At 64.2% G+C, this 22,518-nt stretch carries 24 protein-coding genes and 1 tRNA gene; 15 read left to right on the top strand and 10 right to left on the bottom strand.

Annotation, left to right across the window (positions count from 1 at the left end; translation table 11 throughout):
• Window positions 1-74 precede the first annotated feature (74 nt).
• A complete protein-coding gene (locus tag QGV54_RS10770) occupies window positions 75-758 on the bottom strand; it encodes a hypothetical protein (protein WP_281016826.1) in 684 nt (227 codons plus the stop codon).
• A complete protein-coding gene (locus tag QGV54_RS10765; protein ID WP_281016827.1) occupies window positions 758-1,525 on the bottom strand; it encodes an NAD kinase in 768 nt (255 codons plus the stop codon). The genes QGV54_RS10770 and QGV54_RS10765 overlap by 1 nt, the downstream gene beginning before the upstream one ends.
• A gap of 187 nt (window positions 1,526-1,712) precedes the next feature.
• On the opposite strand from QGV54_RS10765, the gene QGV54_RS10760 reads away from it, so the two are divergent.
• The 6 genes from QGV54_RS10760 to QGV54_RS10735 all read left to right on the top strand — a co-directional run bounded on the left by QGV54_RS10760 (window position 1,713) and on the right by QGV54_RS10735 (window position 7,828).
• On the top strand, window positions 1,713-2,195 hold the full coding sequence (locus QGV54_RS10760) for a hypothetical protein (protein WP_281016828.1): 483 nt from the start codon (window positions 1,713-1,715) through the stop codon (window positions 2,193-2,195).
• Window positions 2,196-2,278: 83 nt separating this feature from the next.
• Window positions 2,279-4,555 carry an adenylate/guanylate cyclase domain-containing protein gene (locus QGV54_RS10755; RefSeq protein WP_281016829.1) on the top strand — a complete coding sequence of 759 codons (2,277 nt, stop codon included), beginning with the start codon at window positions 2,279-2,281 and terminating at the stop codon, window positions 4,553-4,555.
• A gap of 182 nt (window positions 4,556-4,737) precedes the next feature.
• Window positions 4,738-4,866, top strand: a complete 129-nt coding sequence (locus QGV54_RS10750) for an aa3-type cytochrome c oxidase subunit IV (RefSeq protein ID WP_281016830.1) — start codon at window positions 4,738-4,740, stop codon at window positions 4,864-4,866.
• A 101-nt stretch (window positions 4,867-4,967) separates the two neighbouring features.
• Window positions 4,968-6,116, top strand: a complete 1,149-nt coding sequence (locus tag QGV54_RS10745) for a Re/Si-specific NAD(P)(+) transhydrogenase subunit alpha (protein ID WP_281016831.1) — start codon at window positions 4,968-4,970, stop codon at window positions 6,114-6,116.
• Between the two features lie 2 nt (window positions 6,117-6,118).
• Window positions 6,119-6,424, top strand: a complete 306-nt coding sequence (locus QGV54_RS10740) for an NAD(P) transhydrogenase subunit alpha (RefSeq protein WP_281016832.1) — start codon at window positions 6,119-6,121, stop codon at window positions 6,422-6,424.
• A gap of 12 nt (window positions 6,425-6,436) precedes the next feature.
• Window positions 6,437-7,828: an NAD(P)(+) transhydrogenase (Re/Si-specific) subunit beta gene (locus tag QGV54_RS10735; protein ID WP_281016833.1), complete on the top strand. Its 1,392-nt coding sequence runs from the start codon at window positions 6,437-6,439 to the stop codon at window positions 7,826-7,828.
• 30 nt (window positions 7,829-7,858) lie between these two features.
• Here QGV54_RS10735 and QGV54_RS10730 read toward each other — a convergent pair whose 3' ends face one another.
• The 4 genes from QGV54_RS10730 to QGV54_RS10715 are packed head-to-tail and all read right to left on the bottom strand — an operon-like array spanning window position 7,859 to window position 10,527.
• Complete coding sequence (locus QGV54_RS10730) at window positions 7,859-8,248, bottom strand: VOC family protein (protein WP_281016834.1); 390 nt, start codon at window positions 8,246-8,248, stop codon at window positions 7,859-7,861.
• On the bottom strand, window positions 8,248-8,568 hold the full coding sequence (locus tag QGV54_RS10725; RefSeq protein ID WP_281016835.1) for a DUF2834 domain-containing protein: 321 nt from the start codon (window positions 8,566-8,568) through the stop codon (window positions 8,248-8,250). Before QGV54_RS10725 ends, QGV54_RS10730 begins: the two co-directional genes overlap by 1 nt.
• 22 nt (window positions 8,569-8,590) lie before the next feature.
• Window positions 8,591-9,310: a DUF1194 domain-containing protein gene (locus QGV54_RS10720; protein WP_281016836.1), complete on the bottom strand. Its 720-nt coding sequence runs from the start codon at window positions 9,308-9,310 to the stop codon at window positions 8,591-8,593.
• Entirely contained in the window at window positions 9,307-10,527 is a 1,221-nt protein-coding gene (locus QGV54_RS10715) for an MFS transporter (protein ID WP_281016837.1), read from the bottom strand. The genes QGV54_RS10720 and QGV54_RS10715 overlap by 4 nt, the downstream gene beginning before the upstream one ends.
• Window positions 10,528-10,777: 250 nt before the next feature.
• Here QGV54_RS10715 and QGV54_RS10710 point away from each other — a divergent pair, with 250 nt between their 5' ends.
• Entirely contained in the window at window positions 10,778-12,175 is a 1,398-nt protein-coding gene (locus tag QGV54_RS10710) for an MATE family efflux transporter (protein ID WP_281016838.1), read from the top strand.
• Between the two features lie 75 nt (window positions 12,176-12,250).
• Here QGV54_RS10710 and QGV54_RS10705 read toward each other — a convergent pair.
• Window positions 12,251-12,324, bottom strand: a tRNA-Cys gene (locus QGV54_RS10705).
• Between the two features lie 152 nt (window positions 12,325-12,476).
• Here QGV54_RS10705 and QGV54_RS10700 point away from each other — a divergent pair.
• The 8 genes from QGV54_RS10700 to QGV54_RS10665 all read left to right on the top strand — a co-directional run bounded on the left by QGV54_RS10700 (window position 12,477) and on the right by QGV54_RS10665 (window position 19,290).
• On the top strand, window positions 12,477-13,127 hold the full coding sequence (locus QGV54_RS10700) for a protein-L-isoaspartate O-methyltransferase (protein ID WP_281016839.1): 651 nt from the start codon (window positions 12,477-12,479) through the stop codon (window positions 13,125-13,127).
• The gene (locus QGV54_RS10695) at window positions 13,124-13,459 is read left to right on the top strand and encodes a rhodanese-like domain-containing protein (RefSeq protein WP_281016840.1); all 336 of its coding nucleotides are present in this window, start codon (window positions 13,124-13,126) and stop codon (window positions 13,457-13,459) included. Before QGV54_RS10700 ends, QGV54_RS10695 begins: the two co-directional genes overlap by 4 nt.
• Before the next feature lie 41 nt (window positions 13,460-13,500).
• On the top strand, window positions 13,501-14,829 hold the full coding sequence (locus QGV54_RS10690) for a TolC family outer membrane protein (protein WP_281016841.1): 1,329 nt from the start codon (window positions 13,501-13,503) through the stop codon (window positions 14,827-14,829).
• Between the two features lie 142 nt (window positions 14,830-14,971).
• The gene (locus QGV54_RS10685; RefSeq protein ID WP_281016842.1) at window positions 14,972-15,586 is read left to right on the top strand and encodes a DUF2497 domain-containing protein; all 615 of its coding nucleotides are present in this window, start codon (window positions 14,972-14,974) and stop codon (window positions 15,584-15,586) included.
• Between the two features lie 113 nt (window positions 15,587-15,699).
• A complete protein-coding gene (locus QGV54_RS10680; protein ID WP_281019896.1) occupies window positions 15,700-16,596 on the top strand; it encodes a PhzF family phenazine biosynthesis protein in 897 nt (298 codons plus the stop codon).
• Between the two features lie 67 nt (window positions 16,597-16,663).
• Window positions 16,664-17,338, top strand: a complete 675-nt coding sequence (locus tag QGV54_RS10675; RefSeq protein ID WP_281016844.1) for a tetratricopeptide repeat protein — start codon at window positions 16,664-16,666, stop codon at window positions 17,336-17,338.
• A gap of 141 nt (window positions 17,339-17,479) precedes the next feature.
• Window positions 17,480-18,391, top strand: coding sequence for a J domain-containing protein (locus QGV54_RS10670; protein ID WP_348637617.1), 912 nt, complete (start codon window positions 17,480-17,482; stop codon window positions 18,389-18,391).
• A 44-nt stretch (window positions 18,392-18,435) separates the two neighbouring features.
• A complete protein-coding gene (locus QGV54_RS10665; protein WP_281016846.1) occupies window positions 18,436-19,290 on the top strand; it encodes an SMP-30/gluconolactonase/LRE family protein in 855 nt (284 codons plus the stop codon).
• Between the two features lie 7 nt (window positions 19,291-19,297).
• Here QGV54_RS10665 and plsY read toward each other — a convergent pair whose 3' ends face one another.
• The 3 genes from plsY to QGV54_RS10650 form a co-directional block, all read right to left on the bottom strand.
• A complete protein-coding gene (gene plsY, locus QGV54_RS10660) occupies window positions 19,298-19,927 on the bottom strand; it encodes a glycerol-3-phosphate 1-O-acyltransferase PlsY (RefSeq protein WP_281016847.1) in 630 nt (209 codons plus the stop codon).
• Between the two features lie 99 nt (window positions 19,928-20,026).
• Window positions 20,027-21,193 carry an acyl-CoA dehydrogenase family protein gene (locus QGV54_RS10655; protein WP_281016848.1) on the bottom strand — a complete coding sequence of 389 codons (1,167 nt, stop codon included), beginning with the start codon at window positions 21,191-21,193 and terminating at the stop codon, window positions 20,027-20,029.
• Window positions 21,194-21,237: 44 nt separating this feature from the next.
• The gene (locus QGV54_RS10650) at window positions 21,238-22,497 is read right to left on the bottom strand and encodes an MFS transporter (protein WP_281016849.1); all 1,260 of its coding nucleotides are present in this window, start codon (window positions 22,495-22,497) and stop codon (window positions 21,238-21,240) included.
• Window positions 22,498-22,518: the final 21 nt, after the last annotated feature.

Raw genomic sequence — 22,518 nt, 5'->3', positions numbered from 1 at the left:
CCGCTTTGCAAACAATGGCATCCATATGCGGTATTATTTGCACACACGGTGATTTCCAAGCCGGAACAAGGGGATCAGGCGATACGTATCAGGCGCGCATGGTCGATCGCCTGGCCAATGCGGCTGGCCGCGTCATTGGCGCGAAGGCGATGATCGGGATCATCCAGGTTCAGGCGCACGAACTCCGCCAGGGTTCCGGCAAAGCCGAAGCTGTCCATGACGTGCTGCTGCGCCTGCGTCTGCGGCACCTGATCCATGGGCAGCAGCCGGCCCTCCGGTGCGAGTGCGCCGTGCAGGCTGATATAGGCATGCAGCGGTGCCTGTGGGTGATCGCCCTGCGCCGTGAACGTGAAACCCTCCAGCGCGCAATAGGCATAGCCGGTACCGACCGACTCCGTCTGATGCATGATCTGCAGTTGCGCATCGGTCAGCCAGGTCACATGGACCCCCGCCCGGGCACCAGGCACCACCGCAAGCGTTGCGGGAACCGAACCGTACCCTGTTACCCGTGCCGCAAAGACGGGCACGAGGTCGTGGATGATGCCGTAGGTCACAGGAACCCCGGCCGCATTGCCGAACTTCTGCTGCAGCCGGTCCGGCGACCCGTTGGAGCCGGAGGCGACGACCGCGTGCAGTCCCGCAGGGTCGAAGGGTTCGGGCGGATGCAGCCCGCCATCGCGAAACCGGTAGGCCCGGTGCGGCGGGTTGAAGGGGTATCGAAGGGCGTGGGCGATGCGGTCGGGCAGTACCTCGGACATCAGGGGACGAACTGCTCGTTCAGAATGCGCTCTTCCAGACTGTGCTCCGGATCGAACAGCAGACGCATGGTCACATCCAGTGCCTCGCTCACCTGCACCTCGCTCACGTTGCGCACCTCGAACGTGTCAGCCACGGCACTGACGGGGCGCTTGTATTCCTCCCGCACGTGGAAGGTCACCTGCGCGCCGCGTGGCAGCAGGGCACCGCGCCAGCGGCGGGGACGGAAGGCGCTGATCGGGGTCATGGCCAGCACCCCTGCGGTCAGCGGCAGGATCGGTCCGTGGGCGGACAGGTTGTAGGCCGTGCTGCCGGCCGGGGTGGACAGCAGGACGCCGTCGCAGATCAGTTCCTCCATCCGCACACGGCCATCGATCTCGATGCGGATCTTCGCTGCCTGTCGGGTCTGGCGCAGCAGCGAGACCTCGTTGATGGCGAGTGTCTCCTGGCGTCCGCCGGATTCCGGGATCGCGACCATGCGCAGGGGATGGATCTGGGCCATCGTCGCACCGTCGAGGCGTTCGAGCAGGTCATCTTCCGAATACTGGTTCATCAGGAACCCGATGGTGCCCCGGTTCATGCCGTAGATCGGAATGTCGCGATGCATGAAGTTGTGCATGGCCTGCAGCATGAAGCCGTCACCGCCCAGGGCGACGACCACATCAGCCTCGTCGACCGGTGTGTTGCCGTAGCGTCTGGTCAGCGTCTCGATGGCCGACTCCGCGCCGGGAGTGCGTGCGGATGTGAACGCGATACGCTCGATTGCCATGCGGTGTCCCCTCAAACCCCGAACCCGACGCCTGCGTGTCGGGTGGCGGGAGTATAGCGAGCGTTCAGCGACGTGCCAGTGACGGTGATCCGGGCGGTGCCCGAGACCCGGGCGAAGTCGGTGAAGGCAACACTGACCGTGACCGCAACCGCTTGCACATGGTGCGGGGGCAGGTGATCATCGGCGCATGAGAGTCGCTCGAAAGATACTGTTTCTGGTCCTGCTGCCGATTCTGGTGGCGGGGGCAGCCCATGCCGACGATGACCGGCACGAGGGATATTACTATCCCGGCCCGGTAACGTCGGAGAGTTATGTCGGACGCGCCGATCAGATCGCCAACGCCGATCGCGGTCAGCGTCTCGGTTTCATCACCGGGCTGACGGGGGAACAGCTCGCCCGTCCCTACTGGCCCACCTTCGTCATCTTCGCCAAGGGGGCGGAGGCGGAGAAGATGATCATCGTGGCGACAGGGGACGCAGGCTTCAGAACCATCTATCAGGCGCGGGCGCTGCTGGCCCAGCTGACAGCCACTGCGCGGGGTACACCGCTTTTCAGGGAGTTGAAGGTGGAGGATCTGTTCACCTTCTTCGACCTGGCGAAGATGCTGGGCTTCAACCAGATCGTCATATCGGACGGGAAATCGTTCTCGCACAGGGTGAACATCGAATAGAGTTCGCAAGGACCGTCAGGCACCGTCGCGTCGCATTTGCCTGATACGCGGATACCAATCGCCTGACAGGGGGGCGACGGGACATGATGAGAAGACTTGGGAAATTCTTCGGACAGCGCTGGCTGGCGTTTCTGGTGCTTGCCGGGCTGATCTGGGTGCGGGTCGAGGACCCCAACATCTCCCGTTTCGTGCGCGAGAATGTCTGGTTCGACCAGTTCCAGCGCTTTGATGAGTACGTCCCGCCCGCGCGGCACACCGCCATCGTCGACATCGACGAGAAGAGTCTGGCCGCCGTCGGCCAGTGGCCCTGGTCACGCTATCAGATCGCGGTGATGATCCAGGTGCTGAGTCAGCTTGGTGCCAAGGGGATCGCCTTCGACGTCACCTTCCCGGAGGCGGATCGGCTCTCGCCAACCGTCTACAGTGAGCAGAACGCCCAGTTGCCGCCGGAAATCGCCGCGGCCCTGAAACAGCTGCCCAATACCGACGAACAGCTTGCCAGCGTGCTGCGCCAGAGCGTCACCGTGCTGGGTGGGACGACGACCTATGTGAAGACCGAGGGCAAGGACCGCAAGCTGCCGAAGGGCGCGCGAATTCTGGAAGAGAACGGTCCCGGCAAGACCTGGCTGCCGCTCTATCCGGAGCTGATCGAGAACAATCCGACGCTGCAGGGCGCCGCGCCGGGCTTCGGGATCTTCAACACGGATGCCAGTTCGGACGGTGTGGTGCGGCGCGTGCCTTCACTGACCCGCGTCGGCCCGCCGAATGATCCGAAGAACCAGGAGGTCTACGTCAGCCTCGGCATCGAACTGATCCGGCTGGTCCACGGCTCCAAGGGCATCATCATTTCCAAGGCCGACCAGAATTCCGGCATTGCGTCGATACGCATGCGCTCGAAGCTGCGGGAAGACAAGAAACTGGTCATTCCGACCAACGAGAACGGGATCATCTGGCCGCGATTCCAGAAGCACAATCCCGACATTTATGTCTCGGCCTCCGACATAGTTCAGATCGACCCTGCCAATCAGGAGAAGATCCAGGAACTGTTCGGCAAGGTGAAGGGCAAGTACGTGCTGGTCGGCACCTCTGCCGAGGGGCTGAAGGATATTCGGTCCACGCCGCTGGAGGGAGCAATTCCCGGGGTCGAGGTCCATTCAAACATCATCGACATGGTGGAGAACGAGGCCTATCTGATCCGGCCCTCGATCTCCAACGCCATCGAGCTGGCGATCGTGCTGGTGGCGGGCATCATCCTGATCTGGCTGGTGCCCTATCTGTCCGCCGTAACCACCATCGCCTTCTTCGTGCCCTTCAGCCTGCTGCTGCTGGGTGGAAGCTGGTACCTGTTTGCCTATGAATCGCTGCTGGTCGACGGGCTGACGCCGGTGGTGGCGCTGTTCATCCTGTTCGTGCTGCTGGTCTATCAGAAATTCGCCCGCGAGCAGGCGCAGAAGAAGCAGGTGCGCGGTGCCTTCAGCCAGTATCTGTCTCCTGCGCTGGTGGAGCAGCTCGCCGAGGACCCCGACCGGCTGGTGCTGGGTGGCGAGACCAAGAACATGACGTTCCTGTTCTGCGACATCCGTGGTTTCACGCCGATTTCGGAGAGCTTCAAGGGCGATCCGCAGGGCCTGACCAAGCTGATCAACAAGTTCCTGACGCCGATGACCGACATCATCATGGCCAACCACGGCACCATCGACAAGTACATGGGCGACTGCATCATGGCGTTCTGGAATGCGCCATTGAGCGATGAGGAACATCCGCGCCATGCCTGCGAGTCCGCCCTGATGATGCAGGAGGATCTGGTACGGGTGAACGAGCAGCTGAAGGTGGAGGCGGAGGAAGAGGGCCGCCCCTTCATCCCTATCCGCATCGGCATCGGCCTGAACACCGGCGAATGCGTCGTGGGCAACATGGGTTCCCAGCAGCGCTTCGACTATTCGGTGCTGGGCGATGCGGTGAACCTGGGTGCCCGGCTTGAAGGCCAGTCGAAGTCCTATGGCGTCACCAACATCATCGGCGAGATCACGGCAGAGGCGGTCCCGGACTACGCGATCCTGGAACTCGACCTGATCGCGGTGAAGGGCAAGGACGAGGCCGTGCGCATCTTCACCATGATGGGTGGCCCGGAGGAAGCCCAGAAGCCGGAATACAAGGCCCTGCGCGCCGAGACGGAGGCCATGCTGGCCACCTACAAGGCCATGAAGTTCGATGAGGCCTGGGCGCACATGGAGAAGTGCCGCGAGATGCGGCCCGACATGGACGTTCTCTGGGATCTCTATCAGGAGCGCCTGGAGGAATATCGCGAGAATCCGCCGCCCGCGGACTGGGATGGCGTGTTCCGCGCGACCAGCAAGTAGGCTGCCGTTCCGCACCGCCGGGCGTGTCGCAAGGTGCGCTGATTTTGCCGCAGTCGGGTGATTGCCGCCGTCCCGCGACTTCTCTATGTTGCGTGCCGCGTCAGGGGACGCAGGAAAATGAGTCGCTCCGATGCCGATAGCGGCACATTCGGGCGAGAGTCACTGTTTCAAGGGGGCAGGCGATGCACGAACCGGGTTCCATGGATATCAGCCAGCACAAGGGCATGTATGGCACGTTTGTCACGCTGACCAAGGTGACGATCATCGGCTCTGTCATCCTGCTGGCAGGAATGGCCATTTTCCTGGTCTGATCGCGAATGCGTGTCCGGTGGATGCCGGATCCGGAACGACGACCGGGCGGCCATGACGGCTGTGCCGGACACTGCCACAGACGGACAGGGCGTCGAACAGCATGAAAATCGGTATCCCGAAGGAGCGCCGCCCGCTGGAGCGGCGCGTTGCCATTTCACCTGAGACGGCGAAGAAGTTCACTGGCCTTGGCGCCACGGTCGTCATCGAGACGGGGGCGGGCAAAGCCTGCGGTCTGACGGACGACATGTTCAGGGCGGCGGGTGCCGAGATCGCGAGTGATGCGGCCGCTGCCGTGGGGGATGCGGACCTGGTGCTGAAGATCCGCCGACCGCTGACGGAGGCCGAGGGCGGACCGGATGAGGCCGCGATGCTGAAGTCCGGTGCGGTGCTGGTTGCCGGACTGGAGGCACTGCAGAACGCCGAACAGGTCGGCGACTATGCTTCGAAGGGCATCGTGGCCTTTGCCATGGAGCTGATGCCGCGCATCACCCGTGCCCAGTCCATGGATATCCTGTCCTCGCAGTCCAACCTTGCCGGCTACAAGGCCGTGCTGGACGCGAACGAGCATTTTCTTCGCGCCATGCCGATGATGATGACGGCGGCGGGTACCATTGCCCCGGCCCGCGTGTTCGTGTTCGGCGCCGGTGTTGCCGGTCTCCAGGCGATCGCGACGGCAAAGCGGCTTGGCGCTGTGGTCTCCGCCACGGATGTGCGGCCCGCGACGCGGGAACAGGTGATGAGCCTGGGCGGCAAGTTCGTGGCCCCGGATATCGAGGAGTCGGGCGACGGCGTGGGCGGGTATGCGAAGGAGATGTCCGACGCCTACAAGGCCAAGCAGGCAGAAATGACTGCCGAGGCGCTGAAGAAGACCGATATCGCCATCACCACCGCGCTGATTCCGGGCCGCAAGGCCCCGATCCTGATCACGGCGGAGCATGTGAAATCCATGCGCCCCGGTTCGGTCATCGTCGATCTGGCAGCGGAGATGGGCGGCAACTGTGAACTGACGACGCCGGGCGAGGTCACGGTCGAGCATGGCGTCACCATCGTTGCCTATCTGAACACGGCGAGCCGCATTGCCGCCGACGCTTCACTGCTGTTCGCCAAGAACCTGTGGAACTTCCTTTCGCCGCACATCGACAAGGAATCCGGTGAGCTGAAGATCGACTGGGAAGACGAAACCGTCACCGGCACGCTGCTGACGCGCGATGGCCAGGTGGTTCATGCGCAATTGAAGGGTGAGGGCTGATCATGGAAGCCGTTGATCCGTTTGTATTCCGGCTGGCGATCTTCGTGCTGGCGATCTTCGTTGGCTACTATGTCGTCTGGTCCGTGACGCCTGCGCTGCATACCCCGCTGATGTCCGTGACCAATGCCATCAGCTCGGTCATCGTCGTTGGTGCCCTGCTGGCTGTCGGGCCGGACGTCGGCGGCGACGGTTCGACCTTCGCCAAGGTCATGGGCTTCTTCGCGGTCATTCTGGCGTCGGTGAATATCTTTGGCGGCTTCGTCGTCACCCAGCGGATGCTGGGCATGTACAAAAAGAAGAAGAAGTAGGAGCAACCGGGCATGTCGGCCAACCTGACCGCAATCGCCTATCTGGTTTCGGGCATCCTCTTCATCATGGCGCTGAGGGGACTTTCGTCGCCCGTATCCAGCCGCCGTGGCAACGTCCTCGGCATGATCGGCATGACCATTGCCGTGCTGACCACCATCATCAGCCCTGCCGTGACCAACTATGTCTGGATCATCGTGGCGCTGGTCATCGGCGGCACCATCGGCACCGTCATCGCGCGCCGCATTCCGATGACGGCCATGCCGCAGCTGGTGGCCGCGTTCCACAGCCTGGTCGGTCTCGCCGCCGTGCTGGTGGCCGCTGCCGCGTTCTACAATCCCGAGCCCTACGGCATCCTGAATGCAGCCGGTGAACTGAAGGTCGGCAGCCGCATCGAGATGGCGCTGGGTGTGGTCATCGGTGCCATCACCTTTTCCGGTTCCATCATCGCCTTTGCCAAGCTGCAGGAACTGATGACCGGCAATCCGATCACCTTCCCCGGCCAGCACCCGCTGAATGCGCTGATCGGACTGGTGATCGTGGTCGCCATCGTGGTGTTCACCATTGATGTCGATCCGACCTGGTTCTGGGTCATGACCATCCTGGCGCTGGTGATCGGTTTCCTGCTGATCATTCCCATCGGCGGCGCGGACATGCCCGTCGTCGTGTCGATGCTCAACAGCTACTCCGGCTGGGCGGCGGCAGGCATCGGTTTCACGCTGGAGAACACGGCACTGATCATCGTCGGTGCGCTGGTCGGTTCCTCCGGCGCGATCCTCAGCTACATCATGTGCAAGGGCATGAACCGGTCGTTCTTCAACGTCATCCTTGGCGGTTTCGGTGGCGATTCCGCCGCTTCCGCCGCGACGCGCAGTGACAAGCCGGTCAAGGCCGGTTCCGCTGACGATGCCGCCTTCATCATGAAGAATGCCGGCAAGGTCGTGATCGTGCCGGGGTACGGCATGGCGGTGGCGCAGGCACAGCATGCGCTGCGGGAAATGGCCGACAAGCTGAAGGAAGAGGGTGTGGAGGTCGTCTACGCCATTCATCCGGTTGCCGGACGCATGCCTGGGCACATGAACGTGCTGCTGGCGGAGGCCAATGTCCCCTATGACGAGGTCTTCGAGCTGGAGGAGGTGAATTCGTCCTTCCAGACCGCCGACGTGGCCTTCGTCATCGGCGCGAACGATGTCACCAACCCCGCCGCCCGCGACGACCCGCAGAGTTCGATCTACGGCATGCCCATCCTGGATGTGGACAAGGCCAAGACAGTGCTGTTCGTGAAGCGGTCCCTCAGCCCCGGCTACGCGGGCATCGACAACGAGCTGTTCTACGCCGACAACACCATGATGCTGTTTGCGGATGCCAAGGGCTGCTGCGAGGAGATCGTGCGCGCCATCGACTGACGGGTCTGCGCCTCTGTCGGGGCGGACCGGTCAGGGCGCGCTGTTCTGCAGCACGACGCGATAGCCGTCAGGGTCCTCGAAGGTTGCGCCATTCGCGCGCCAGTAGGGATTGTGGGGCTCGACCGGATCGAAGCCGTGCGCCCGCATCCGCGTCATCGCCTCTTCCCAGACGGCCCTGTCCTCCAGATAGAAGACCAGAAGGTTTTCCGGTGTCGCAGCGCGTCCGGCGCTGAAGCCGTGCTTGCGGGTGAAGGCGAAGTGATGGTCCGCCCCCGGCACGCCGACAATCAGTCCGTCGAATCCTTCGTGGCCCTCGAAGCTGTAGATGATCGGGAACCGGAGGGCTTCGACATAGAAGCGCCGGATGGGCGCGAGGTCATCCGTAGGGCGTACGACACGCAGGACCGTGCCGCTGCGCATCAGGCCGCGTCTCTCAGGCGCTGCCGCTCCTCCAGATAATAGTAGAGCGGCAATCCGCAGGAGATGCCGACCAGCAGCAGCCCGACGATGGCGAGGCCATAGTAGGGCACATGTCTGCGCCGTTCCCGTGCCAGCATGTAGATCAGGAAGCAGACGCCCGTGATCACCAGATCCGCCGTGAAGAAGCGATCAGCCAGCGTCATGGAATTCTGCACGAACAGCAGCGGAATGTTGAAATCGTGCTCGATCGCCCACGGCACAAAGAATGCGTAGGGTATGACGGTGCCGACCAGCGTCATGAACAACCAGAATCGAGTCATGCCCGTCTTTCGCAGAAAATGATTAATCAGGGACTAACACGGAGACAAGTGAATCGCTCCTGATTTCTCGTAACAGCTTCCGCAACATGGCCTGTGGAAAGGATTCGTAGTCTACCGCGATCTCGGTGAAGGCATCGCTGCCACCGATCACCCGGTTCTGGAAATAGGTCTCGATGTCGTCTTCGCGGCTGAGGATAGGCAGGCCGTTGATCGTGATGCCTGCCGCGACGGCGGCGTCACGCTCCACGGTTACGTCGGGCAGGTGTGTGTTGCTGCCGTCGCCGGAGATGTCGATGACCCGCCGCCCGGCCGGAAACGGCAGATGCCGGAACTGTCTGGCGCTGAAGCGGATGGCGGCCCCGATTGCCGTGCCGCCGTCGGCGAACAGGCGGGGTGTCTGGCTGATCATCTCGGCCAGGCGGTCAGCCGACGCGGCATCCGAGACACGGGTCCATGGGATGGCCAGCCAGGTCTGGTGCGGGCTGGACCATTCGACCAGGGCGATGGCTACGGCCCCGACCGCGCCAGCGCGGATGGCCCGGATGACCCTTGGATGGCGCAGCGACGCGGCAATGCCGTCCAGTTGCAGGCCGAACTCCTCCCGACTGACGGAAGTGGAGGCGTCCACGGCGAGCACGATGGCAACATCGACCGATGCCTGCGCTCTGGCGCGGTCTTCGGGCAGCGCCAGCAGAACCAGTGTCATGGCAAGGCCCATGACGCAGTGATGGAGTGTCTTCATGAGGCTGTGGCCGCTGACTGCATGCGCTGCTCCACCCTGCGCAAGGTGAAGGCCAGCAGCGTTCCCGTCAGCCCCGCCGCCAGCACCAGCCAGCGGGCCGCACCGAAGTCTCCGCTCGCCTGGACGGCCAGCCAGGCGACAGCAGGCGGCCCGAGCAGGGAGCCGAGGTTGGTGCACTGCACGATGACCCCGTTGGTCGTGCCGATATTGCCCGCGCCCGGGCTGTGCATCGGTGCGCCGGCCAGCACGGCGCCGGGGATCAGGCCGCCGATGGCGGAGAACAGCGCCGCCAGCAGCAGCCGTATGGTGGGGGAGAGTGTCGCGTCGTAGATCCCGAAGGCCAGCACGGAAAGGGTCAGGGAACAGGCGACGACGATCTTCCAGCGGGCAAGGCCGAAGTTCAGCAGGGGACCGGATCCGAGACAGCCCGCCATGTTGGCGCCCACCACGAGTGCCACGCCAAGTCCTGCATCGGCGGTCGACAATCCGGCCTGCTCCATGATCGTGGGCATCCAGGTCAGCACCCCGAACCACTGCGTTGTGTAGCTCATGAAGATCAGGCCCAGCAGCCAGGGTCCGGGGCGGCTGGCGACGGCACGCAGGCCACTCAGGGACCGGGCCTGTCGGGGGCGTCCGCCGATTCCGCGTGTGGCGGCAAGAAAGAGCATCAGGAACAGGGCGACGAGTGCGCCGTTCAGCCACCAGATCAGCCGCCAGTCATCCTGGCTTGCCAGCAGGGGCGCGGCCGCCATCATCACGCAGAACCCGGCGGGCATGTAGATGCTCCAGGCGCTCAGGGCGCTGCGCTGGTCCTTCTGCGTCACCAGTTCGGACAGCAGGCCGGGCACGGCTGTCACGACGCTGACGAAGCCGACAGCCTCCAGTATCCGGGACGCATACATGACCGATGCGCTGTCGGCCAGGGCACCCGTCAGGTTCCCGGCAATGATGGTGAGCAGGCCCAGGGTTACGGCGCGCCTGCGGCCGATCTGGTCGGCGAAGACTCCGGCAATGATGCCGATGGCGACGGCCAGACCGTTGATGATCGACATGTAGAAACCGGCGCCGACCAGGTCGATGCCCAGGGTCTCCCGGATACCGCCGATCATCGGGGGCGCCTTGCCGACCTGCATGCCGCACACGATCCCGGCGCCGATGGCGATCCAGACTATGCCCCAGCGTGTCTTCGCGGATGTATCGGTGTTCGGCGCGCTCATGTGGCGAAGCATAGAGACGAACGCCGACCAGCGTCCCGTGCATTCTTGCTGCCTCGCCCTCGACGAGATTGACACTACCGGGGGTAACCGATATCAGGCTGTCAGGTCGCAACCGCCTGCCGCCCGCTGACATTCGTGTCCCGGTGAAGCGTTGCTGTTCATGTTTCCTGTCATCCTTCACATGCGTCGTGCGGATGGTAATGCGGGTCCCATTCTCCCTGTGCGAAGCATGAATGAGGAGGCATCGGGCATGACCGGTTCCCGAACGAATGCGTTTCTTGTCGGCTCCCTTGGGGCCATCTACGTCCGGACGGCGTTGCCGATCATCCTGGTGATGGGCATGAACGGTCTGCTGGCGGTGGTCGATGCCCTGTTTCTGGGGCACTTCGTGGGGCCGGAGGCTCTGGCAGCGGTCACCCTCATGTTTCCGCTCTACATGCTGGTGGTGGCGCTCGCGACCCTTGTCTCCAGCGGGATGTCCAGCATTCTGGCGCGGCATCTGGGCGGACGGCAGTACGAAGCGGCGCGGCAGGTCCTTGCGGGTGCGCACGGGCTGGCACTGGCCGTCAGCGCTGCTCTTGTGGTGCTGTTCCTGCTGTTCGGATCGACAGTCACCGATCTCGCGGCGGACGGTGATGCGAACCTGGCCGGCATGGGGCTGACCTACCTGCGGATCACGGTTCTGACGTCTCCGCTGATCTTCGTGCTCTCCGTCAACTCCGACGCCCTGCGCAACGAGGGCCGGGTCGGGTTCATGGCATCCATGAGCCTGCTGGTTTCCCTGGCCAACATCGGCTTCAACTACATCCTGATCGCTCAGCTCGGCCTTGGCGTTGCCGGGTCCGCGCTTGGCACGGCTCTCGCCCAGGCGCTGGCGTTCGCCATCATCCTGGCGTTCCGGTTGAGGGGCGAGACCGAACTCCGCCCCGGCGCCCTTGCCGGCAGGGCCCTTGGCGCGCGCTGGGGGGACATCATGGCGCTGGGCGCGCCGCAGAGCCTGGGCTTCGTCGGGCTGGCGCTGAGTTCCGCGGCAGTCATGCTGATGCTCCAGGTCATCAACAGCGCGAACTATGCGGATACCGTCTCCGCCTACGGGATCATCACGCGGGTCATGACCTTCGCCTATCTGCCGCTGCTCGGGCTGTCACATGCGATGCAGACGGTTACCGGGAACAATCATGGTGCCGGACTGTTCGACCGGTCCAACAGCAGCCTGCGCATCGGGATCGCCACGGCATTCGTGTACTGCGGTGTGCTGCAGGCCATCATGATGACATCTGCGGGTCCGATCGGCGGACTGTTCGTGAGTGACCGTCTCGTCATCGCGGAGGTGGCGCGCATCCTGCCGGTGATCGTGCTGGCCTATTGTGTTGCCGGACCGCTGATGATGATCGCCAGTCACTTCCAGGCCATCGGTGATGCCCGGCGCGCCGCCTTGCTCAGTCTTTCCAGGCCTTACCTGTTCGGCATCCCGCTGACGCTGGCCCTGCCGTTGCTGCTGGGGGAGCCGGGGATCTGGCTGGCCGGGCCGGTGGGGGAGGGGATGTGGCTGTTGCTCACCACCGTGGTGCTCTGCAGCGCCGGCAGGCGAGGCGTCCGCAGGTGGGGCCTGTTCGAACGGCCCGGTGTGGTTGCCGTGAACCCCTGACGGCCGCGCTGGTCGAATCGGCAGGCCGATCCGGCGCGCGGGACGTGTCCGAAGGTGAAGGCCTGCCGGTTCGGCTGGAGGCGCGGGCCGGAATCGAACCGGCGTACACGGATTTGCAGTCCGCTGCGTAACCACTCCGCCACCGCGCCGAAGCCGACAGGGCATCGGTGTATATGCGGGGCACGCCCCTGCGGTCAAGCGGCATGGCCAAACGCCGATCCGCCGCATTGCGTGGCGCAGGTGCGGGAACTATAAGCAGGAAGCTCAAGGTGCACTCAACGTTGCGGGAGAGACGGCGAAAATGGACTTCCAGGCTGCACGCAAGGCCATGGTGGATAGCCAGTTGCGACCGAACCGGCTGACCGATGATCGCATTGCCGATGCGATGCTCACCCTCCCGCGCGAGAAATTCCTGCCGAAGGCGCTGGCAGGCGTCGCCTATGTCGATGAGGACATTCATCTCGGCAACGGGCGCTATCTGATGGAGCCGATGGTGCTGGCCCGCATGCTGCAGGCCGCAGGGATTGGCCCGACCGATACGGTGCTGCATGTTGGCTGTGCCACCGGCTATGCCAGCGCGGTAATGGCGATGCTGGCCGGTACGGTGGTTGCGCTGGAATCCGATCCCGATCTCGCTGCCACGGCGACCGAGCTTCTGGCCGACCTGCAGATCGCCAATGCGGCGGTGGTCGAGGGAGATCTGGCAAAGGGGCTGGCGGACCAGGGACCCTATGACCTGATCCTGGTCGAGGGGGCTGTCTCCGGCGTGCCCGAGGCCCTTGTGGACCAGATTGCGGACGGTGGGCAGCTGCTGGCCATCGTTCGGGGCAATGGTGTCGGCGTGGTGACGCTCTATCGCCGGGAGAACGGGGTGGTTGGCCATCGGCCGCTGTTCGATGCCGCGACACCGGTATTGCCGGGTTTCGAGGCGCGCAAGGCCTTCGTGTTTTGAGTTCTGGGACGGACCTGCCGCTGGAGATCACACCGTCCGAAGCCCGCGCGCTGGTGACAGACTCCCGTGCCTTGATCGTTGATGTGCGTGAAAAGTGGGAATGGGATCTTTGCAGGATCGCAGGCGCACACCATATCCCCTTACGTGACCTGCCGCAGCGGCGTGACGAGGTACCCATGGACCGCCCGGTGATCTTCAACTGCCACCACGGCATGCGCAGTATGCAAGCAGTGTCGTGGCTTCGGCAGCAGGGTTATGACAACGTGACGAACCTTCATGGAGGCATCGACCTATGGTCGCAGGAAATCGACAGTTCGGTCGCACGCTATTGACCGGTTCGGCGTTTGCGGCGCTGGCTTCCGGGCTGACCGCCATGGCCATACTGATTTCGGTCCCGGCCGAGGCCGAGACCCTGCGCGATGCCCTGAATTCCGCATATACGACCAATCCGACCCTGCGGGCAGAGCGCGCGAACCTGCGCGCCAATGACGAGAATGTCTCCCAGGCCGTGTCAGGCTGGCATCCGACTGTTGTCGCGACCAGCGACCTCGGGGTGCAGCTGACCGACCAGGACATCGCCGGCATCAACCGTTCCGACAGTACGGTTCCGATCAACGCCAATATCCAGGTGACCCAGCCGCTCTATCAGGGCGGGCGTGTCGACGCACAGATCGGGTCTGCCGAGGCGCTGGTCCGTGCCGGTCGGCAGAACCTGCGGGGAACGGAGCAGGATGTGCTGCTGGACGTCGTCACCGCCTATCTGGACGTGCTGCAGAACCAGGCCGTCGTGCGTCTCAACCTGAACAACGAGGAACGGTTGCGCCGCCAGCTGGAGGCTGCGCAGGATCGCTTCAGCGTGGGCGAGATCACGCGAACGGATGTGGCGCAGGCGCAGGCGCGCCTTGCCCGTGCCGCCGCCGACCGGGCGCAGTCGGAGGGGAATCTGATCGCCGCGCAGGCCAACTACGCCCGCATCGTCGGCAATCAGCCGGGGCAGCTGGAGCCACCGCCGCCGCTGCCCGCCCTGCCTGAGGATGAGGCCGCCGCGCTGACGACCGCATTCGCCAATAATCCGGATCTGCTGGCATCGAACGAGGTAGCGCGCTCTGCGCGTTTCGACATCGAGACGGCGGAGGGTCAGCTGAACCCCAGTCTCGATTTCGAGACCACGGGTGTTCATGCCCGGGACAACAACCAGAGCGGCAATGTCACCAGCCAGGTGACTTTCCAGGTGGTCGCGACCGTGCCGCTGTACCAGACCGGCGCGGCCTACAGTGCCGTGCGCCAGCAGCGTCAGGTCGAGAGCCAGCGCCGCCTCGAGGTCGAGGAAACCCGCCGACTCGTCGAACAGGGTGTGACACAGGCCTGGGAAGCCCTGACCACGGCACAGGCCCGTATCCAGGCAGGCCGCGAGGAAGTTCATGCCAACGAGATCGCGCTGGAAGGCGTGATTCAGGAGGCCCAGGTCGGGTCCCGCACTACGCTGGACGTTCTGGATGCGGAGCAGGAACTGCTCGATTCCCAGGTTGCTCTGGTTCAGGCGGAACGGGATGAGTACGTGGCCGCTTTCCAGCTTCTGGACGCGGTTGGCCAACTGGATGCGAAATCACTGAGCCTTGATGTCGATGTCTACAATCCGTCCGTCAATTATCGGGCGGTGAGGGAGCGCTGGTTCGGATTTGATGCACCGGGGCTGGACTAGGCAGTTTCTTGCTGCGGGCACGCCGGCTATTGCCGGTCTGTTAACCAAGTCTTAGCGTCGTCCCTCTAGATTCCGGATCTGGCGCAGGCCGCAAGTGGCCTCAACCAGCTTGGAGCCGCAGAAAGCGGGGAACGGAAAAGTCATGAGCGACACCGCAGCACAGAGCGAACCGACAATGGAGGAGATCCTCGCCTCCATTCGCCGCATCATTTCGGAAGATGATGATGCCCCTGAAGGTGCTGCGGACAATGATGCCGAGCCAGTGGAACCCGCCGAGCCGACGGTCGATGACATCCTGGCCGTCGATGACGAGCCGGAGCCCGAACCGGAACCTGAGCCGGAACCTGAACCGGAGCCGGAACCCGAGCCTGAACCGGAGCGTCCGACCGCCGATGTATTCGAGCTGACGCAGGTACTGCGCGACGATGGTTCTGTCCTGGATCTGGACGACGACCTGGTGATGGACGATGAGCCGGAACCTGTTGTGCCGCCTGCGCGTCATGCAACGATGGAGTCCGGGCTGCTGGCTGACAAGGTCGCGGTGGCCTCCGCTGCATCCTTCGCCGGTCTTGCCAGCGCACTTTCGGCACAGCGTGACATTGCCGTGCCGACGCATCGCACGCTGGAGGACATCACGAAGGAACTGCTCCGGCCGATGCTGAAGGAATGGCTGGACCAGAACCTGCCGACAGTGGTCCAGCGAATAGTGGAACGCGAGATCGCCAAGCTTTCCGCGCCGGTGGACGATCCCAAGTAACACAGCTTCCCGAACCGATGAGCCAGCCTGGCGCTTGGCTGAGCATTTCTCGCGTGTCATCGACCTTCACCAGCCTATCCTTTGCCCCGGCATTTCAGATGGCGGAGGTGAAGATGACGCGGGTGCTCAGGATGTGGCAGGTGGATGCATTCACCGATGTGCCCTATCGCGGCAATCCATGTGCCGTGTTCTTCGATGGTGGTGATCTCTCGGGTGCGCAGATGCAGCAGATCGCGCAGGAGATGAACCTCTCCGAGACCGTCTTTCTGTGCCCGCCGACAACGGCGGATGCGGACTATCGTGCCCGCATCTTCACCCCACGCAGCGAGTTGCCCTTCGCCGGACACCCCACCATCTCTGCCGCCTTCTGTGTCTGGAGCAGTATGCGGGATGCGGGCTTCGGTCCCTTGCCGACCCTGCTGCGACAGGAATGTGGCGCGGGGATCGTTCCGGTGGAGATCGCCACGCAGAACGGAACGCCGGTCTTCACCATGACCCAGATGAAGCCCGCGTTCCGTACCTTCGACATGAGCAGGGAAGATGTCGCGGCGATGCTGGGATGCGATGCCGGTGACCTGCTGGACCCCGCTCTCGATGCCGCCAGCACGGGCATCTGGTGGATGTTCGCGCGCTGCCGTTCGCCGGAGGTCGTGGCTGCGCTCTCCCCCGACATGACGGCCATCAGTGCCCTGTCGCAGGAGACCGGTATCACGGGGCTGGCCGCCTGGTGCGTCGGGGCGACCCAGGATGGTGTCGACGTGAAGCTGCGGGGCTTCGCCCCGGCTGAGGGCGTGCCGGAAGATCCGGTCACGGGCTCGGCCAACGGCTGCCTGGCGGCCCTGATTGCCCGCGACGGTGTTCTCGGTGCCGCGCCTGTCAGCTATGTGGCGGAGCAGGGTGTCGAGATGGGACGGGCGGGCAGGATCTTCGTCAGTTGCGACGCTGCCGAGGCAGCGCCACGGGTCGGAGGCCACGTTGTCCGGGTGATGACGGGTGACCTGGCGATCTGACCGGATGCCGGGGAAGGGGAGCGTCGTTGGCCTTGGGCGGCGGCGCACAATCGGATAGCATCCGCCAATGAACAAGCTGCACCGGAAGATCGCTGTCACGTTGCTGGTTGCGGGCGCCGCGCTTTGCGCCGTCCCTGCACATGCGGCGTTTCTCGAAGGCGTCGCCGCCTACAATCGCGGCGACTTCGCGGCTGCGGCGGATATCTGGCGGGAAGATGCCGCCGCCGGAGATGCAGCGGCGCAGCGCAACCTCGGCCTGCTGTACCTGAACGGGCAGGGCGTGCCGAAGAACGAGGCGGCGGCGGCGGAGTGGTTCAGGCGATCGTCCGACCAGGGGTTCCCGCGCGCCTCGGCAAATCTGGGTGAGATGTACCTGCGCGGTGTCGGCGTGCCGCGTGATCCGGAACGGGCTGTGACCTTCTTCCAGCGCGCGGCAGAGGCGGGACTGGCGGAGGCGCAGTACAACCTGGCCATCCTGACCGAAGCCGGTTTCGGTGTGAAGAAGGATACGGAACTGGCGCGCCGCTGGTTCGAGCGCGCGGCGGCCGGCGGGCATGCGCCGGCGCGTGAACGGCTGCGTCAGATGGCACCGCCAGAGGCAGCCTCCGTAGATGACGATGAAGTCGAGGCGGCCCCGACAGAAGACCTTGCATCATCGGGGGATGAGGGGCCGGAGATTCAGAGGGCGGGGGACGGGGGGCTGATCGACAGCCTGAACACCATACTTTCCCCGTCGGGCTGATGTCTTCATGACATGGCGGCATTTTTGCCGCGAGAACTTCCACGATGGCTACATCTGGCAATGAAACATTGATGACACTACATGATAGTGTGCAAAGACCATGACGATTCCGCATGGTCTGACGGGACTGTTTCGATCAGCATGACGAGCATGAAAGACCCTTATTCCATACTGGGAGTGACGCGAGCTGCGTCGCAGGAAGACATCAAGCGGGCCTATCGCGGACTGGCGAAGGAACTGCACCCTGATCGTCATCCGGGCGACGAAGCCGCCGCTGAACGTTTCAAGGAAGTCTCCGCAGCATACAATCTGCTGGGTGACGCGGCGCAGCGTGCCCGGTTTGATCGTGGCGAGATCGGTGCCGACGGCGCGGAGAAGGCGCCGCACGGTTTCCATTATGCCAATGCCGGTGGTGCCGACGAGTTCACCCGGGGCGGCTTCGGCGGCCCGCGCGGGTTCGAGGATATCGTGGGCGACATCTTCGGCGGATTCCGTGGCGGTCGCGGCGGACCTGTCCGTGGGCGTGACCGCAAGTACAGCCTGACCGTTGATTTTCTGGAGGCCGCGCGTGGCGGCAACCGTCGTCTGACCCTGCCCGGCGGCAAGACACTGGATGTGCGCATTCCGGAGGGGCTGGAGGATGGCCAGCAGATCCGCCTGAAAGGCCAGGGCGACCAGCCCCAGGGCGGAACCGCAGGCGACGCGATGATCGAGGTTTCGGTGCGGTCGCATCCGCTGTTCTCGCGGGATGGGCGGGATATCAGTCTGGAGCTGCCGATCTCCCTGCGTGAGGCGGTGCTTGGGGCCAAGATCACCGCCCCCACGATCCATGGCGACGTGACCATCAGTATCCCGAAGGGCTCCAACGCCGGACGCGTGCTGCGCCTCAAGGGGCGCGGTATCCGCAATCCGAAGGACAACAGCGCGGGCGATCAGTACGTGAAGCTGAAGGTGGTGCTGCCGGAGGTGCCGGATGCCGCGCTGGAGGAGTTCGTGCGGGGCTGGCGCCAGGGGGAAGAGCACAATCCCCGCGCGGGGCTGCGAACCGGCTGACCGCGTTACGCGGAACCGGCCGAACCCTGGGGGAGGGAACAGGCATGACTGTCAGGCGCGAACTGAAGGTTCTGGTGCGTGGTCTCCAGTTCGGGGAGGGACCGCGCTGGCGCGATGGTCGCCTCTGGTACTCGGATTTCTACGCCCACATGGTCCGTACCGTCGATCTGGCCGGAACCGTCCGGGACGTTGTCGAAGTGCCCAATCAGCCTTCAGGACTGGGATTCGACCCGCAGGGCCGCCTGCTCATCGTTTCGATGCTGGATCGGTTGCTGCTGCGGCTGGAAGACGATGGTTCACTGACCACGGTGGGTGACCTGTCCGCTGTTGTCGCCGCCCCCTGCAATGACATGGTGGTGGATGCGGAGGGCCGGGCCTATGTGGGCAACTTCGGATTCGAGCGTCACAAGGGCGAGGATCCGGCCACGACAAGCATGTGGCGTGTCGATCCCGATGGTTCGATCCATGAGGCTGCGACCGACCTGTTCTTTCCGAATGGCACCGTCATCACACCGGATGGCGGCACGCTGATCGTCGGCGAGACCTTCGGCAATCGTCTGACGGCCTTTGACCGCAGCCCCGACGGCAGCCTGTCGAACAAGCGCATGTTCGCCGATACGCCGGGGGTATTCCCCGACGGAATCTGTCTGGATGCGGAGGGGGCGGTCTGGGTGGCGGACCCGCGCGGTCGTCGCGTCGTCCGCGTGCTTGATGACGGCCGCATTGCGGAGGAAGTGCCTCTGCATGACCGGGGCGCCTATGCCTGCATGCTGGGCGGGCCGGAGGGAACGCATCTGTTCGTGATCACCAATCAGGACAGTGGTCCGGAGATCATCGGCAAGGGCCTCGGGCAGATCGAGGTGATGCAGGTCGAGGTGCCGGGCGCGGGCCTGCCCTGACTCCCCGTCACTTCGCGCCGATCTTCGGTTCCTCACCCTTCAGAAGCCGGACGATGTTGGCGCGGTGCTTCATGAAGATGAAGGCGGCGATCAGGATCGCCAGTTCCATGCGCAGATGATCGTACCAGAGATAGGCATAGACCGGGGTCAGGGCGGCGCTGGCCAGCGCGGCCAGTGACGAGTAGCGGAAGATCACGGCCACCAGCACCCATGTGGCGCAGGCCGCCGCGCCGACGAGCGGGTGCATGGCGAGCGCGATGCCCAGGAACGTGGCCACGCCCTTGCCGCCCCTGAACCCGAGAAAGATCGGGAACAGGTGACCAAGGAAGGCGGCAATTGCGGCCAGGACCGCACCGTTCACCCCCAGGAAATGGTCCGCCAGCAGGACCGCGACCGCACCCTTGCCCGCATCCAGCACCAGCGTCGCCGCCGCCAGGTCCTTGCGGCCCGTGCGCAGTACATTGGTGGTGCCGATGTTGCCCGACCCGATCTTGCGCACATCGCCCAGCCCGGCCAGCCGGGTCAGCAGCAGCCCGAATGGGATCGATCCAATGAGATAGGCCAGCGCCATCGCCGGCAGGAACCAGTCAGGTGCCGCGAAGATCTGCGTGATGACGATGAACAGGTCGGAGTACATTCCTGGGCCTTTCCGGCGGGTCTGCTCACGGACGGCGAACGGGGCGGCAGCTTCCCACCACTTGCCGCCGAAAGTCTACCACGCCGGATCAGCGCCGCCTCAATAGCTCCGTGGCAGGCCCAGTTTCCGCTCCGCGATGAAGTTCAGGATCATCTGCATCGAGACCGGTGCGATGCGGGAGATCATGACTTCGCGCATCAGCCGTTCGACGTGATACTCCTTCGCGTAGCCCATGCCGCCATGGGTCAGCACCGCCTGTGTCGCGGCCTTGAAACCGGCTTCCGCGCCCAGATACTTCGCCGCATTGGCCTCCGCGCCGCAGGGAAGTCCCCGGTCGTAGAGGTCGGCGGCCTTCATGCACATCATGTAGGCGGCTTCCAGTTCGGCCCAGTTGACGGCAAGTGGATGCTGGATCGACTGGTTCATGCCGATGGGGCGTCCGAAGACGACGCGTTCCTTGGCGTATTCCACCGCGCGTTCCAGCGCCTGCTGTCCGATGCCGATGCCTTCGATGCCGACCAGGATGCGTTCGGGGTTGAGGCTGTGCAGCAGGTAATAGAATCCCTTGCCTTCCTCGCCGATCAGGTCCTCCTTCGGGATCGGCAGGCCGTCGATGAAGACAGCATTCGAATCCACCGACTTGCGACCCATCTTCGGGATGACCCGAGCCTCGATATAGTCGCGGTTGAAGTCGGTGTAGAACAGGCTGATGCCATCGGTGGACTTCGAACAGTCCTCCTTGGCCGTCGTTCGGGCCAGCAGCAGGATCTTGTTCGCTTCCTGCGCGGTGGAGGTCCACATCTTCCGACCGTGCACGACATAGCCCTTGTCCGTGCGTTCCGCCTTCGTCTTGATGCTGGTGGTATCTAGGCCGGCATCCGGCTCCGTGACGCCGAAGCAGGTGATCTGCTCACCCTTGATCAGCGGTGGCAGGTGGCGCTGCTTCTGCTCCTCCGTCCCCATGACCACGATGGGGTGCGGGCCGAAGATGTTGATGTGCACGGCGGAGGCGGCACTCTGCGCGCCGGGCGTCTGCGCGATGGTATTCATCATGATCGCGGCTTCCTTCACGCCGAGACCCGATCCGCCATATTCCTCCGGCATCGCGATGCCGAGCCAGCCGCCGTCGGCCATGGCCTTGTGGAATTCATGGGGAAACTTGCCGGTCTCGTCGCGATCCAGCCAATAGGCGTCATCAAACGGTTCGCAGGCCTTGCGCACCGCATCGCGGATGGCTTCCTGCTCCTCGGTCATTCTGAAATCCATTGTGTCCTCCCCAGAACCTTGTGTGTACGCAACATTGTGACAGTCTAGCGCGCGATCAGGCGCGCAAGGAAGATGAACGGTACACCACCGACGATCAGGATTGCCGCACCCGCGTAATACAGCGCCGCATAGCTGTCGCTCGCTTCCTGAATGAAGCCGCCGATCCATGCCCCGAGACCGCCGCCAGCGCCGCCCGCCGCCAGCATGACGCCGTAGATGCGCCCGAACGCAGGCCCCTGAAACAACCGTGATGCAATGGACGAGATCATGGGGCCGCGACTGCCGAGTGTCAGGCCGAGGCAGACGATGGACCCGTAAAGCACGAGGGTATTGAGGTTGCCCGCCAGTGACAGGAAACCGGCATAGGCCACCAGCGTCAGGGCATAGGAGAGCGTTGACGCAGGCAGTACGCCGAACCGGTCCCCCAGAAAGCCAAAGCCGATCATGCCGACCGGTGCCAGGGCACCGGTGATGCCGTAGAGGCTGGCGGCGTCCAGCGGCGGGATGCCCACTGTCTGGAAATAGTCCACCTGCTGGGTGACGGCGACATAGACCCCGGCCCCGGTGGTGGCATAGATCCAGGCCAGCCCCCAGAAGTACCAGGTCGCCATCGCGGCCTTCAGGGAGGTGATCTGCTGGCGCGCACCGGGTTCGGCCGCGCGGCTGATACTGCGGTTCGCGACCTGCGTGCTGCCCGCAAGGAACCGCTTCCAGGGGGCGAACAGGACGACCGGCAGCACGATGGCGAGACCGATGACGGCCAGCCAGCGATAGGCCAGCTGCCAGCCAAGCTCGTCGATGAGAAGCTGCGATACCGGTGAGAAGACCAGCACGCCGATCCCCATCGACGAATGCACCAGCCCGAGCGCGGCGGCGCGACGGCGGTCGAACCAGCGGCTGACCAGTGCGGCATGGGTGACGTTGCCGAGCATGGCGCCAGCGGTGCCGACGGCGATGCCATGGCCGAGGTAGAAGCTCCACAGTCCCGCGTCGGTACTGGCCAGCAGCATGCCGCCAACCATCATCGCCATGCCGCAGAAGTAGACAGTACGGGGGCCATGGCGGTCGAAGATCCAGCCTGCCAGCGGCGCACCCAGGCCCCAGCAGGTCATGGCAATGGCGTAGATCGCGGTCAGCTGGTCGCGGTCCCAGTCGTGGCTCTGGTCCAGCGGGCGCAGCATGACGACGAAGCTGTCGAACATTCCGCGGGCAACCATGCCGAGGATGAAGCAGAACAGCAGGACACCGACGGCGTCCCATGCGCTGGCCCCGCCGGATGACGGTCGTTCCGAGCCTCGCGTCATCTCCCTGAAACGCTCCGGTCT

Source organism: Minwuia sp. IMCC3060 (assembly GCF_029909435.1).
In the GTDB taxonomy this organism is placed as follows: Bacteria; Pseudomonadota; Alphaproteobacteria; order Minwuiales; family Minwuiaceae; genus Minwuia.
Note: the sequence above shows the minus strand (reverse complement) of the source record. Positions and strands in the feature narration are given on the sequence as shown.

Bases quoted from the DNA above. Each gene is read 5' to 3' on its own strand.
- QGV54_RS10720 (WP_281016836.1), bottom strand. From the start codon at position 9,310: ATGAAGACACTCCATCACTGCGTCATGGGCCTTGCCATGACACTGGTT.
- QGV54_RS10655 (WP_281016848.1), bottom strand. From the start codon at position 21,193: ATGGATTTCAGAATGACCGAGGAGCAGGAAGCCATCCGCGATGCGGTG.
- QGV54_RS10755 (WP_281016829.1), top strand. From the start codon at position 2,279: ATGATGAGAAGACTTGGGAAATTCTTCGGACAGCGCTGGCTGGCGTTT.
- QGV54_RS10710 (WP_281016838.1), top strand. From the start codon at position 10,778: ATGACCGGTTCCCGAACGAATGCGTTTCTTGTCGGCTCCCTTGGGGCC.
- plsY (WP_281016847.1), bottom strand. From the start codon at position 19,927: ATGTACTCCGACCTGTTCATCGTCATCACGCAGATCTTCGCGGCACCT.
- QGV54_RS10715 (WP_281016837.1), bottom strand. From the start codon at position 10,527: ATGAGCGCGCCGAACACCGATACATCCGCGAAGACACGCTGGGGCATA.
- QGV54_RS10685 (WP_281016842.1), top strand. From the start codon at position 14,972: ATGAGCGACACCGCAGCACAGAGCGAACCGACAATGGAGGAGATCCTC.
- QGV54_RS10680 (WP_281019896.1), top strand. From the start codon at position 15,700: ATGACGCGGGTGCTCAGGATGTGGCAGGTGGATGCATTCACCGATGTG.
- QGV54_RS10730 (WP_281016834.1), bottom strand. From the start codon at position 8,248: ATGCGCAGCGGCACGGTCCTGCGTGTCGTACGCCCTACGGATGACCTC.
- QGV54_RS10675 (WP_281016844.1), top strand. From the start codon at position 16,664: ATGAACAAGCTGCACCGGAAGATCGCTGTCACGTTGCTGGTTGCGGGC.
- QGV54_RS10750 (WP_281016830.1), top strand. From the start codon at position 4,738: ATGCACGAACCGGGTTCCATGGATATCAGCCAGCACAAGGGCATGTAT.
- QGV54_RS10745 (WP_281016831.1), top strand. From the start codon at position 4,968: ATGAAAATCGGTATCCCGAAGGAGCGCCGCCCGCTGGAGCGGCGCGTT.
- QGV54_RS10670 (WP_348637617.1), top strand. From the start codon at position 17,480: ATGACGAGCATGAAAGACCCTTATTCCATACTGGGAGTGACGCGAGCT.
- QGV54_RS10765 (WP_281016827.1), bottom strand. From the start codon at position 1,525: ATGGCAATCGAGCGTATCGCGTTCACATCCGCACGCACTCCCGGCGCG.
- QGV54_RS10735 (WP_281016833.1), top strand. From the start codon at position 6,437: ATGTCGGCCAACCTGACCGCAATCGCCTATCTGGTTTCGGGCATCCTC.
- QGV54_RS10700 (WP_281016839.1), top strand. From the start codon at position 12,477: ATGGACTTCCAGGCTGCACGCAAGGCCATGGTGGATAGCCAGTTGCGA.
- QGV54_RS10650 (WP_281016849.1), bottom strand. From the start codon at position 22,497: ATGACGCGAGGCTCGGAACGACCGTCATCCGGCGGGGCCAGCGCATGG.
- QGV54_RS10760 (WP_281016828.1), top strand. From the start codon at position 1,713: ATGAGAGTCGCTCGAAAGATACTGTTTCTGGTCCTGCTGCCGATTCTG.
- QGV54_RS10665 (WP_281016846.1), top strand. From the start codon at position 18,436: ATGACTGTCAGGCGCGAACTGAAGGTTCTGGTGCGTGGTCTCCAGTTC.
- QGV54_RS10725 (WP_281016835.1), bottom strand. From the start codon at position 8,568: ATGACTCGATTCTGGTTGTTCATGACGCTGGTCGGCACCGTCATACCC.
- QGV54_RS10690 (WP_281016841.1), top strand. From the start codon at position 13,501: ATGGCCATACTGATTTCGGTCCCGGCCGAGGCCGAGACCCTGCGCGAT.
- QGV54_RS10770 (WP_281016826.1), bottom strand. From the start codon at position 758: ATGTCCGAGGTACTGCCCGACCGCATCGCCCACGCCCTTCGATACCCC.
- QGV54_RS10740 (WP_281016832.1), top strand. From the start codon at position 6,119: ATGGAAGCCGTTGATCCGTTTGTATTCCGGCTGGCGATCTTCGTGCTG.